Origin of the sequence: Noviherbaspirillum phoenicis, from assembly GCF_047237965.1 — a bacterium.
Lineage (GTDB): Bacteria > Pseudomonadota > Gammaproteobacteria > Burkholderiales > Burkholderiaceae_D > Noviherbaspirillum_A.
In genome coordinates this window covers 4,132,909-4,145,388 of record NZ_JBDFLX010000001.1, presented here as the reverse complement: position 1 = coordinate 4,145,388, position 12,480 = coordinate 4,132,909, and the positions used below count along the sequence as shown (strand labels likewise).

The following is a 12,480-nucleotide window of genomic DNA, read 5'->3' as shown; positions in this document are numbered from 1 at the left end:
CTGCCGGGGCGAATTCCCGGCCTGGTCATGACGATAGTGAGATGGTGTTGTTTCACCCGGCGTAAAGACGTTACTGCGAAGCAGCAGTTGCTTTTAAAGTTTGAAGTTTGAAGTTTCAATACGAACGTCAACGTCAACAACAACACCGACAGTGCTGCCCGTGCGTTGCCGGGTGACGCAATGCGGCTGCACTGCCGTGGAGACAAGCCGGGAGTCCGTCCCGGCGGCCGGGTTACTTTTTTGCTTCGCCAAAAAAGTAACCAAAAAAGGCGACCCGATGATCGCGCCCCGCTACGCGGGGTGCCCGTGCCAGCGGTACCCCGCGTAGCGGGGCGCGGCTAAACTCGCCAAGCTAAAGCTTGGCTCAGACAGACGCCGCACCTTTTCCCGCTCCGGGCACCGCTGACACGGCGCGCTCAACGGGACTTCACTGCAACTGCAACTGCAACTGCAACGACAACGGCAACGGCAACGGCAACGGCCACTGCAACCGCAACCGCAACCGCAACCGCAACCGCAACTGTCGCTGCGTGGACTTCAAAAGCAACCGAACTTAAATTGCGGTCCCAACTGCCGCCTTCGTCGATCGCCATTTCCCGAAACCATCCAGAAATGAAAGAAGCCCGCTGTCTCCAGCAGGCTTCTCTATCCCGAACAACGGGCTTGTAAAGAAATGCAGCGATCAGAGATCGCCACCCTCCCCCACCTTACTCGGCGGCGCCGGCTTCCTTCACTTCACGCGCAGCCTTCCCTGCTTCCGTACCCTTAGGCACCGGCAGCAGCGGCACGCCCAGCGAAGCCCGTACCTTGTTTTCGATTTCCAGCGCCAGTTCCGGACGCTCTTTCAGGAAATTACGCGCATTGTCCTTACCCTGGCCGATGCGTTCGCCGTTGTAGCTGTACCAGGCGCCCGACTTTTCAACGATCTTCGCATCCGCGCCCAGGTCAAGGATCTCGCCTTCGCGCGAGGTGCCTTCTCCGTACAGGATGTCGAAGTGCGCTTCCTTGAACGGCGGCGCGATCTTGTTCTTCACGACCTTGACCTTGGTTTCATTGCCGATCACCTCATCGCCCGACTTGATCGAGCCGGTACGGCGAATGTCCAGGCGCACCGACGCGTAGAACTTCAACGCATTGCCGCCGGTGGTGGTTTCCGGGTTGCCGAACATCACGCCGATCTTCATGCGGATCTGGTTGATGAAGATCACCAGGGTGTTGGTGCGGTTGATCGAGCCGGTCAGCTTGCGCAGCGCTTGCGACATCAGGCGCGCTTGCAGGCCAGGCAGGGAATCGCCCATGTCGCCTTCGATTTCGGCGCGTGGCGTCAGTGCCGCCACCGAGTCGACCACGATCAGGTCGACGCCGCCGGAACGTACCAGCGCGTCGCAGATTTCCAGTGCCTGCTCGCCGGTATCCGGCTGGGAAATCAGCAGGTCCTGCAGGTTGATGCCCAGCTTTTGCGCATACACCACGTCCAGCGCATGCTCGGCGTCGATGAAGGCGCAGGTGCCGCCCATTTTCTGCATCTGCGCAATGGTCTGCAGCGTCAGCGTGGTTTTGCCCGAGGATTCCGGACCGTAGATTTCCACTACCCGGCCGCGCGGCAGGCCGCCAACGCCCAGCGCAATGTCCAGGCCCAGCGAACCGGTGGAAACGGTCTGCACTTCCTCGACCACCGCTCCGTCAGCCATGCGCATGACGGAGCCCTTGCCAAACTGCTTTTCGATCTGGGCCAGCGCGGCAGCAAGTGCCTTGGATTTGTCCGAGCCGGAGATTGCTGCTTTCTTGTCGTCCATAAATTTCTTTCAGCGTGAGATCAACGATGGATAGTCTGATTCAACGAATTTATTTCACAGCCAGTACTGTACAAAAATCCAGTACTTTATGCAAGCTAAACCTGGGTTTTTTATGGACCGAGACAGTACACTAAATGTTCGCTGAAAATCTGCCGAATCATTGATAGTTGTTCGGTGTTCGACAGATTTATTGCCGGGTAGACAAAAAGACAATAGACTGGCGCCAACTAGAGGGGACACCGTTTTACCATGCGTATTCTGTTAGCTGAAGATGACGGCGTGCTGGCCGATGGCCTGACCCGTTCCCTGCGCCAGTCGGGCTACGCGACCGACTGCGTCAAGACCGGCCAGGAAGCCGATTCCGCGCTCTCCACCCAGGATTTCGACCTGCTGATCCTCGACCTCGGCCTGCCCAAGATGAGCGGCCTGGAAGTGCTGCGCCGGCTGCGTTCGCGCAACTCGCGGCTGCCGGTGCTGATCCTGACCGCCAACGACTCCGTCGACCAGCGGGTCAAGGGCCTGGACCTGGGCGCCGACGACTTCATGGCCAAGCCGTTTGCGCTGTCCGAGCTGGAAGCCCGGGTGCGGGCGCTGGTGCGGCGCGGCGTCGGCGGCGGGCCGACCGTGATCCGGCATGGGCCGCTGTGCTACGACCAGGTCGGCCGCATTGCCTACATCAATGACCAGATGCTGGACCTGTCGGCGCGCGAGCTGGGTCTGCTGGAAGTGCTGCTGCAGCGCACCGGGCGCCTGGTGTCCAAGGAGCAGCTGGTGGACCACATGTGCGAATGGGGCGAGGAAGTCAGCAACAATGCGATCGAGGTCTATGTGCACCGGCTGAGGAAGAAGATCGAGACCGGCGGCGTGCGCATCGCCACCGTGCGCGGACTGGGCTATTGCCTGGAAAAGTACAGCGAAGCCGCCCATCCGCCCGCCTCCGCCAGTTGACAGCGATGAAACAGGCGCCACCGCCCGCCTCCGCCACGACCGGGTTCGACGAGGCGGAAGAGACCATGCAGCGCTCGCTGTTTGGCGAGATCCTGGACTGGATGCTGGTGCCGCTGCTGCTGCTGTGGCCCATCAGTATCGGCATCACCTATGTGGTGGCCAAGAACATCGCCAACCAGCCGTTCGACCGCGCGCTGGACGACCGGGTGACGGTGCTGGCGCAGCAGGTCAAGGAAATCAATGGCCGGCTGACGGTGCCGCTGCCCGCGGCGGCGCGCGACCTGCTGCGCGCCGATGATGTCGACAATGTCTATTACCAGGTGCGCTCGCCAGACGGCGCGGTGATCGACGGCGACTTCGAGCTGCCGGCACCCAAGGAAGAGGAAGAGGTGTCGCCGTGGTCGGTGCAATTGCGCCATGCCACCGTGCGCAACACCGACATCCGCATTGCCTATGTCTATGTGACTCTGCCGCCGAGCGCGCCCGATGCCGAGCGCCGGCTGGCGCTGGTACAGGTCGGCGAAACCCTGGACAAGCGCGCCGAACTGGCCAACCAGATCATCAAGGGCGTGATCCTGCCGGAATTCATCATCCTGCCGATTGCGCTGGCGCTGGTGTGGTTCGCGCTGTCGCGTGGCCTGAAACCGCTGGCCGAGCTGCAGCAGCACATCCGCGCCCGCCGCACCGACGATCTCTCTCCCATCGATTCAAGCCATGTGCCGGAAGAGATCACGCCGCTGGTCGGCTCGCTCAACTACATGCTGGAGCAGCTGTCGCAAAGCCTGCAGATGCAGAAGCGCTTCATCGCCGATGCCGCGCACCAGATGAAGACGCCGCTGGCCGGCATGCGCATGCAGTCCGAACTGGCGCTGCGCCAGACCAGCGCCGACGAGATACACCGCTCGCTGGAGCAGCTGGCCAAGAGTTCGGAGTCGGCCACCCGCCTGGTCAACCAGCTGCTGGCGCTGGCCCGCGCCGAGAACCAGTCGCCGCAGGCTTACCCCTTCATGCCGATCGAACTGTCCGAACTGGCGCGCAACGTGGTGCATGACTGGGTGCAGCTGTCCTTTTCGCGCCGCATCGACCTGGGCTTCGAGCAGCCCGGCCATCCGATCATGGTCAGCGGCAATCCGACCATGCTGCGCGAACTGCTGGGCAACCTGATCGACAATGCGCTGCATTACACGCCGGCCGGCGGCGCCGTCACCGTGCGGGTGCGCGCCGACCGCGAACGAAGCCTGGCGATCATGGAAGTGGAGGATACCGGCCCGGGCATTGCGCCGGCTGAACGGGGCCATGTGTTCGAGCGCTTCTACCGGATACTGGGCAGCCATACCCAGGGCAGCGGCCTGGGCCTGGCCATCGTGCGCGAGATCGCGCAGCAGCATGGCGCCGAGGTCGAGATCTATAACAACCCGCACAGCAATGACAAGGCGCATCCCGGTTCGCTGTTCCGGGTATCGCTGGCGCTGCAGGAAAAGCCGGCCGCGGCCGAGGAGTCCGTTTCAGATGGCGCATAGAGATGCCAACCGCCGCGCCGCCTACTGGCGCCATGTCCGTCGCCTGACCGGCCTGCTGCTGGCGCTATGGCTGGGCGTGACCTTTGCCGTGATCTTCTTTGCCCGCGAGCTGGCCGGCCTGACCCTGTTCGGCTGGTCGGTGTCCTTCTACCTGGCTGCCCAGGGCGCCATCCTGATCTACCTGGCCATCGTCGGCTTCTATGCGCTGCGCATGCGCCGGCTCGATGCGCGCTTCGGCGAGGACAGCCATGGCGGATAAGCCACGCAGCTATGCCCGCCAGCTCAGCCGCTACTACCTGCTCTATACCGCCGGCTTCATCCTGTTCCTGGTGGCCCTGTCCATCCTGGAGAAGGAAGGCTTCCCGCGCACCTGGATCGGCTACCTCTTCATCTTCTCCACCATCGTGCTGTATGCCGGCATCGGCGTGATGAGCCGCACCTCCAACGTCTCGGAATACTATGTCGCCGGACGCCGCGTGCCGGCCGTCTTCAACGGCATGGCCACCGCCGCCGACTGGATCTCGGCGGCCAGCTTCATCAGCCTGGCAGGCGGCCTCTACCTGCAGGGTTTCGACGGCCTGGCCTACATCATGGGCTGGACCGGCGGCTACGTGCTGGTGGCGCTGCTGATCGCGCCCTACCTGCGCCGCTTCGGCCAGTACACCATTCCCGACTTCCTGGCGGCGCGCTATCCGGGCCGCTACAACGGCAACCTGATCCGCGTGCTCGCGGTGCTGGCCACCATCCTGATTTCCTTCACCTACGTGGTGGCGCAGATCTATGGCGTGGGCCTGATCACCTCGCGCTTCACCGGCATCGATTTCTCGATCGGCATCTTCCTCGGCCTGGCCAGCATCCTGGTCTGCTCCTTCCTGGGCGGCATGCGCGCCATCACCTGGACCCAGATCGCGCAGTACATCATCATCCTGGTGGCCTACATGATCCCGGTGGTGTGGCTGTCGGCCAAGCACACCGCGGTGCCGGTGCCGCAGATCGCCTATGGCTCGGCGCTGGCCAAGCTGTCCGAACGCGAAGCGCTGCTGGCCGCCGACCCGACCGAGGAGGAAGTGCGGGCCGTGTTCAGGAAGCGCGCCGACGACTACGCGGTGCGGCTGGCCGGCCTGCCGCATTCCTGGGAAGACGGCAGGCTGCAGGCGCAGCGCCGGGTGGAGCAGCTCAAGACCGGCAATGCCTCGCTGCTGGAAATCCGCGCCGCCTCGCGCGCGCTGGCCAGCTATCCGAAGGACAGCACGGAAGCGCGACGCGTCTGGACCGAGGAACGGGCCGCCGATCTGGCGCGGGCCGCGCCGGTGACCTCGCATGTGCAGCCCTTCCCCGGCCCGGATCGCGAAAGCTCCGACATCCGGCGCAACAACTTCCTGGCGCTGGTGCTGTGCCTGATGATGGGCACCGCCGCCCTGCCCCATGTGCTGGTGCGCTATTACACGACGCCATCGGTGTCGTCCACCCGCCATTCCGTGTTCTGGACACTGCTGTTCATCATGCTGATCTACACCGCGGTGCCGGCACTGGCGGTGCTGGTGAAGTACGACATCTACAGCTCGCTGGTCGGTTCCGAGTTCTCCAGACTGCCGGCCTGGGTGTCGTACTGGGCCAGCATCGACAAGCTGCGGCCGCTGGTACAGATTGCCGACATCAACGGCGACGGCATCGTGCAACTGGCCGAGATTGCGCTCGACGGCGACATGGTGGTGCTGGCAACGCCCGAGATCGCCGGCCTGCCCTATGTGATCTCGGGCCTGATCGCCGCCGGCGGCCTGGCCGCCGCGCTGTCCACCGCCGACGGCCTGCTGCTGACCATCTCCAATGCGCTGTCGCACGATGTGTATTTCAAGACGCTGGACCCGAAGGCCTCGACCCAGAAGCGCGTCACCATCTCCAAGCTGCTGCTGCTGGTGGTGGCGCTGATCGCCGCCTATGCGGCATCGCTGAAGCCGGGCGACATCCTGTCGCTGGTGGGCGCCGCGTTTTCGCTGGCGGCCTCGACGCTGTTCCCGGCGCTGGTGGCGGGCGTTTTCTGGCGCCGCGCCAATCAGCCGGGCGCCATCGCCGGCATGCTGACCGGCTTTGGCGTGTGTGTTTTTTACATGCTCCATACCAATACTTCATTGGGCGGCACGTCAGCCGCGCAATGGTTTCATATCGCGCCGATCTCGGCGGGCGTGTTCGGCGTGCCGGCGGGCTGTCTCGCGCTGGTGCTGGTAAGTCTTTTGACCGATCCGCCGGATCAACGCACTCAAGCTTTCATTGACCAATTGAGAATGCCCTAGCCAGGCGCCTTACACTTCCTGCTGGCATGTTTCTTGTTAGGTCGTACACAAAGCCAGATGGCAAACACAGCGGAGCAATCATGCCAACGTTTTTTGATGAGATGTATGCCGGCGGCTCAGGCGATGTGCGGGCGCACTATCGCGAATTCGCCGCCTGGCTATCCGAGCAGTCGCCCGAGACCCTGGCCCGCAAGCGGGCCGAGGCCGACCTGATCTTTCGCCGGGTCGGCATCACCTTCGCGGTCTATGGCGACGACGCCGGCACCGAGCGGCTGATCCCGTTCGACATCATTTCGCGCATCATCACCGCGCAGGAATGGAAAGGCATGGAAGCGGGCCTGGTGCAGCGCGTGACCGCGCTGAATATGTTCATCCACGACATCTATCACGACCAGAACATCGTGCGCGCCGGCATCATGCCGGCCGAACAGGTGTTCCGCAATGCCCAGTACCGGCCCGAGGTGCAGGGCATTTCGGTCGCTTCCGACATCTACGCCCATATCGCCGGCATCGACCTGGTGCGCGCCGGCGAAGGCGAGTTCTATGTGCTGGAAGATAACCTGCGGGTGCCGTCCGGCGTGTCGTACATGCTGGAAGACCGCAAGATGATGATGCGGCTGTTTCCCGAGCTGTTCGCCCGCTACAAGGTGGCGCCGGTCGAGCATTATCCCGACCTGCTGCTGGACAACCTGCGCTCGGTGGCGCCGCTGGGCGTGACCGACCCGACCGTGGTGGTGATGACGCCCGGCATGTACAACTCGGCCTACTTCGAGCATGCCTTCCTGGCGCAGCAGATGGGCGTGGAGCTGGTGGAGGGCAAGGACCTGTTCGTCAACGATAACGCGGTGTACATGCGCACCACGCGCGGCCCGCGCCGGGTGGACGTGATCTATCGCCGCATCGACGACGACTACCTCGACCCGCTGTCCTTCAAGGCCGACTCCACGCTGGGCGTGCCGGGCCTGCTGTCGGTGTACCGCGCTGGCCGGGTCACGCTGGCCAACGCCATCGGCACCGGCGTGGCCGACGACAAGTCGATCTATCCGTACGTGCCCGACATGATCCGCTTCTACCTGTCGGAAGAACCGATACTGAACAACGTGCCGACCTGGCAATGCCGCAAGAAGGACGATCTCGCCTATACGCTGGCGAACCTGCCGGAACTGGTGGTCAAGGAAGTGCACGGCGCCGGCGGCTACGGCATGCTGGTCGGGCCAGCCTCCACCAAGGCGGAGATCGAGGCATTCCGCCAGCGCATCATCGCCCGGCCCGAAGGCTACATCGCGCAACCGACGCTGGCGCTGTCGGCCTGCCCCACCTTCGTCGACGCCGGCATCGCGCCGCGCCATATCGACCTGCGCCCCTTCGTGCTGTCCGGCAAGACCGTATCCATGGTGCCGGGGGGCCTCACGCGGGTGGCATTGAAGGAAGGCTCGCTGGTGGTGAATTCGTCGCAGGGCGGCGGCACCAAGGACACCTGGATACTGGAGGAATGACATGCTGAGCCGCACCGCAGACCATCTGTTCTGGATGGCGCGCTATACCGAACGCGCCGAGAACACCGCCCGCATGCTGGACGTGAATGTCCAGACTGCCCTGCTGCCGCAGTCGGCCGACGCCACCGAGCGCGGCTGGCGCGCCATGCTGGGCATCTCCGAGCTGGAAGAAGCCTTCCACGCCAAGTACCCCAGGATCAGCGCGCGCGACGTGATCGACTTCATGACGCGCGACCCGGCCAATCCTTCCTCCATCGTGTCCTGCCTGGCCAGCGCCCGCGAGAATGCGCGCGCCGTGCGCGGCACGCTCACCACCGAAGTCTGGGAAACCCACAACACCACCTGGCTGGAAGTGCAGAACCAGCTCAGGAATCGCAGCCTGCGCGACGACCCCAGCCCCTTCTTCGAATGGGTGAAGTACCGCTCGCACCTGTCGCGCGGCGTCACCATCGGCACCATGCTGAAGGACGAGGCCTTCTACTTCATCCGGCTCGGCACCCACCTGGAGCGCGCCGACAACACGGCCCGGATACTCGACGTGAAGTTCCACGGCGCCAAGCAGGACAGCCCGTCCGGCGACCTGGGCGAACCCACCATCCAGGATACGCAGCGCGATTTCTATTACTGGGCGGCGATCCTGCGCTCGGTGTCGGCCTTCGAGATCTACCGCAAGGTCTACCGCGACGTGATCACGCCGGCGCGTGTGGCCGAATTGCTGATGCTGCGCCCAGACATGCCGCGCTCGCTGCTGGGCTGCCTGGAGGAAGTGGTTGCCAACCTGAGGAATGTCGCCAACGACAACTCGGCCCGGACCGAGCGCTTCGCCGGGCGCCTGCATGCGCAGCTCAAGTTCGCCAGCATCGACGACATTCTCGAGCAGGGCCTGCATGACTACCTCGAACGCTTCCTGGCCGACATCAACGAACTGGGCAACCGGGTCAGCCGCGACTTCCTCCTTCCGATAAGTGCGTGACGCCATGATCCTCTCCATCAAGCACGAAACCATCTACCGGTACACGGCGCCGATGTCCTACACCATCCAGCAGCTGCGCCTGACGCCGCGTTCCGAGCCGCACCAGAAGGTGCGCGACTGGCGGGTCAACGCGCCGGGCAGCTGTCATGACTACCTCGACGCCTACGGCAACCGGGCGCATATCCTGACCGTCACCGGCATGCACGATGAAATCCGCATCGTCGCCGGCGGCACGCTGGAAGTCGGGGAACTCGACCGCGGCCGGCTGGACGACCAGGACAGGCTGTCGCCGCTGGTCTATACCGTGACCACCCGGCTCACAGAGGCGCCGGACGACGTGGCCGACTTCGCCCGCCGCCACCTGCAGGGCAAGGACAGCCGCGCCGCGCTGGAACTGGCCGAGGCCATCAATGGTGCAGTGGCGTACCGCAGCGGTGCAACCGAGGTCACCACCACCGCCGCCGACGCACTGAAACTGGGCAAGGGCGTGTGCCAGGACCACGCGCATCTTTTTCTGGCCTGCTGCCATGTGCAAGGCATCCCGGCGCGTTACGTATCAGGGTATATTGACCCCGGCACCAGCGACCATGCGGAAAGCCATGCATGGGTCGACATGTGGGTGGATGACGGCAGCTTCCAGGGATGGGCCAGCTTCGACGTGACGCATGCCTGCTACCAGAACACCCACTACTGCCGGCTCGCCATCGGCCGCGACTATGATTCGGCGGCGCCGGTGCGGGGCGTCAGACAGGGCGGCGGCATGGAATCGTTGGAGGTACGCGTCAGTGTGGTGCGGCGCTAGGCACAAGCCGGACGGGTTCAAAGGTTGCTGCGGTACAATCTTTTTTTTGGATTTCTTACTGCGATCATGACTTACTGCGTCGCCATGCGTCTCCACGAAGGACTGGTTTTTCTGTCCGACTCGCGCACCAATGCCGGCATCGACAATGTCGGCACCTTCCGCAAGATGTACGCCTTCGAGAACCCGGGCGACCGGGTGATGGTCCTGATGACCTCGGGCAACCTGTCGCTGTCACAGGCGATACGCCAGGTGATCAGCGACCATGTCACGCCCGACGGCAAGACCATCTGGACCGTAGGCAATATGTACGAGGCAGCCCAAATCGTCGGCGAGGCCATCCGCATCGTCTATGCCCGCGACGCCAAGGCGCTGGAGCAGTTCGGTATCGACTTCAACGTGCGCATGATCTTCGGTGGCCAGATCGGCAATGAGAACTGCCGGCTGTTCCAGGTCTATTCCGCCGGCAACTTCATCGAATCCCACGATGAAAACCCCTACTTCCAGATCGGCGAGTCGAAATACGGCAAGCCCATCATCGACCGCGTGATCACGCCGGCCAGCAGCCTGGACGAAGCCGCCAAGTGCGCACTGATCTCGATGGATTCCACGCTGCGCTCGAACGTGTCGGTCGGCCTGCCGCTGGACCTGCTGGTCTATGAATCCGGCTCGCTGGCGATCCGGCGCTTCGTCAAGATCACCGAGAAGAACAAGTACTTCCAGATGATCCGCGGCATCTGGGGCGAGCAGCTGAAGCACATCTTCGAAGGCATCGAGGACCCGGTCTGGAATGCGCCCGACCCGGCGCAGCCGGTGGCGCTGTCACTGGCGGGCGACCGGAGCTATCCGGTGCGGATACAGCCGCCAGAGGAATTGCGGGTGGCGGGGCGGGAGGATGCCCCGCTGCAGAGCGTGGCGCAGGAGAATGGTGGCGGGCAGCATTGACGAGGGTATCCGGCCCGTCGCTTCCCTTAGCCTAGGTAGTTCGACACCTCGATCAGATTGGCATCCGGGTCACGGAAATAGATCGACAGGATAGAACCCTTCGCGCCGGTGCGTTGCACCGGGCCTTCGATGATATCTATTCCACAAGCGCGGACATGCGCCTGCGCTTCGGCCAGCGGCACGCCGGCAATCAGGCAAAGATCGGCTGAACCAGGTGTCGGCATATCTGCCTTGGGCTCAAACTCGCGCCCATGCTGATGCAGGTTGATTTTCTGGGCGCCGAAGGTCAGCGCCTTTCGGCTCTCGCCGAAGGTGACCACCCCCATGCCCAACACGCGCTGGTAGAAGGCGCAGGTGACGTCGACATTGGCGACGGTCAGCACCAGGTGATCGAGGCGGTCTATATGCATGCTGTTTACAGCACGATAGTCTGCGCTTCCTCACCCTGGCGCTCGCGGATCTCGCCAATGCGGAACACCGTCTCGCCCGCCGCCTTCAGCTGCGCCATCGCCGCGTCGGCATTCGCCGCCGACACGATGACCGCCATGCCGATGCCGCAGTTGAACACCCGGTGCATCTCGGCGTCGGCCACGCCGCCATGCTGCTGCAGCCAGGAGAACAGCGGCGGCATGGTCCAGCTGTCGCGCTGCAGCACTGCGGTGAGATTGGGCTGCAGCACGCGCGGGATGTTTTCAACGAGGCCGCCGCCGGTGATGTGCACCATGCCGCGCACTTCCATGCTCTGCATCAGCGCCAAGAGCGGCTTCACATAGATGCGGGTTGGCTCCAGCAGCGCGTCGGCCAGGGGGCGGCCGTGGAAGTCGGCGTTCAGGTCGGGCTGGGCCACTGAGATAATCTTGCGCACCAGCGAATAGCCGTTGGAATGGGCGCCGGAAGAAGCCAGACCCAGCACCACGTCGCCCGGCGTGATTTTCGTGCCATCGATGATGGACGACTTTTCCACCGCGCCGACGGCAAAGCCCGCCAGGTCGTATTCGCCGTCCGGGTACATGCTGGGCATTTCCGCGGTTTCGCCGCCGATCAGTGCGCAGCCGGCCAGTTCGCAGCCGCGGGCAATGCCCTTGACCACGTCGGTGGCGGTCGGCACGTCGAGCTTGCCACAGGCAAAGTAGTCGAGGAAGAACAGCGGCTCGGCGCCCTGCACCAGGATGTCGTTGACGCTCATCGCCACCAGGTCGATGCCGACCGTGTCATGCCGGTTCAGGTGGAAGGCAAGCTTGAGCTTAGTGCCGACGCCGTCGGTGCCGGACACCAGCACCGGCTCCTTGTACTTCTTGCTGATCTCGAACAGCGCGCCAAAACCGCCGATGCCGCCCAGCACGCCTTCGCGCATGGTGCGCTTGGCGAAGGGCTTGATCGCTTCCACCAGGGCATCGCCCGCATCAATATCAACACCGGCGTCGCGGTAGGAAAGGGAAACGTTGGATTGGGAACTCATGATGTGATTGGCGGCAGAGGCGGTAAAATAGACGGTTGGCGCCGGAACTTGCTTCCGGAAAAACGCGTATTTTATCAAACCGGACAATCCAGCCGCCGAATTCATGCCATTTTCTTTGATCACGGAACGATGCCGGCGGCGCATCGGAGGCACTTGCCCGGGACTTGCCTGCGAGGTCGTGCTCGGCGATGATGCAGGCTACTCCCTGACAACATTTCCGTTTTTACACGACATTGGGCGCGCGCAGCGCCAC

At 63.6% G+C, this 12,480-nt stretch carries 12 protein-coding genes; 8 read left to right on the top strand and 4 right to left on the bottom strand.

Going from position 1 to position 12,480, the window contains the following annotated elements; all coding sequences use genetic code 11:
• Positions 1-416: 416 nt before the first annotated feature.
• Positions 417-593, bottom strand: a complete 177-nt coding sequence (locus ABC383_RS18545; RefSeq protein WP_413015833.1) for a hypothetical protein — start codon at positions 591-593, stop codon at positions 417-419.
• A gap of 114 nt (positions 594-707) precedes the next feature.
• A complete protein-coding gene (recA, locus tag ABC383_RS18540) occupies positions 708-1,796 on the bottom strand; it encodes a recombinase RecA (RefSeq protein ID WP_413015831.1) in 1,089 nt (362 codons plus the stop codon).
• Positions 1,797-2,045: 249 nt separating this feature from the next.
• Between recA and ABC383_RS18535 the strand changes: the two genes are divergently transcribed.
• From ABC383_RS18535 to ABC383_RS18500, 8 genes are all read left to right on the top strand, one after another.
• Positions 2,046-2,744: a response regulator gene (locus ABC383_RS18535; RefSeq protein WP_413015829.1), complete on the top strand. Its 699-nt coding sequence runs from the start codon at positions 2,046-2,048 to the stop codon at positions 2,742-2,744.
• 5 nt (positions 2,745-2,749) lie between these two features.
• A complete protein-coding gene (locus tag ABC383_RS18530) occupies positions 2,750-4,264 on the top strand; it encodes a sensor histidine kinase (protein WP_413015827.1) in 1,515 nt (504 codons plus the stop codon).
• Positions 4,254-4,523 (top strand): DUF4212 domain-containing protein, encoded by a 270-nt coding sequence (locus ABC383_RS18525; RefSeq protein ID WP_413015825.1) that lies wholly within the window; start codon positions 4,254-4,256, stop codon positions 4,521-4,523. Before ABC383_RS18530 ends, ABC383_RS18525 begins: the two co-directional genes overlap by 11 nt.
• Entirely contained in the window at positions 4,513-6,555 is a 2,043-nt protein-coding gene (locus ABC383_RS18520; protein WP_413015823.1) for a sodium:solute symporter family protein, read from the top strand. The genes ABC383_RS18525 and ABC383_RS18520 overlap by 11 nt, the downstream gene beginning before the upstream one ends.
• An 80-nt stretch (positions 6,556-6,635) precedes the next feature.
• Positions 6,636-8,051 (top strand): circularly permuted type 2 ATP-grasp protein, encoded by a 1,416-nt coding sequence (locus tag ABC383_RS18515; protein WP_413015821.1) that lies wholly within the window; start codon positions 6,636-6,638, stop codon positions 8,049-8,051.
• A gap of 1 nt (position 8,052) precedes the next feature.
• Positions 8,053-9,024, top strand: coding sequence for an alpha-E domain-containing protein (locus ABC383_RS18510; protein WP_413015819.1), 972 nt, complete (start codon positions 8,053-8,055; stop codon positions 9,022-9,024).
• Between the two features lie 4 nt (positions 9,025-9,028).
• Positions 9,029-9,826: a transglutaminase family protein gene (locus tag ABC383_RS18505; protein ID WP_413015817.1), complete on the top strand. Its 798-nt coding sequence runs from the start codon at positions 9,029-9,031 to the stop codon at positions 9,824-9,826.
• Between the two features lie 66 nt (positions 9,827-9,892).
• On the top strand, positions 9,893-10,768 hold the full coding sequence (locus ABC383_RS18500) for a proteasome-type protease (RefSeq protein ID WP_413015816.1): 876 nt from the start codon (positions 9,893-9,895) through the stop codon (positions 10,766-10,768).
• A gap of 26 nt (positions 10,769-10,794) precedes the next feature.
• Here ABC383_RS18500 and ABC383_RS18495 read toward each other — a convergent pair whose 3' ends face one another.
• Both ABC383_RS18495 and purM read right to left on the bottom strand, forming a co-directional pair.
• Positions 10,795-11,178, bottom strand: a complete 384-nt coding sequence (locus ABC383_RS18495) for a VOC family protein (RefSeq protein WP_413015814.1) — start codon at positions 11,176-11,178, stop codon at positions 10,795-10,797.
• A gap of 5 nt (positions 11,179-11,183) precedes the next feature.
• Positions 11,184-12,227, bottom strand: a complete 1,044-nt coding sequence (purM, locus tag ABC383_RS18490; protein ID WP_413015812.1) for a phosphoribosylformylglycinamidine cyclo-ligase — start codon at positions 12,225-12,227, stop codon at positions 11,184-11,186.
• Positions 12,228-12,480: the final 253 nt, after the last annotated feature.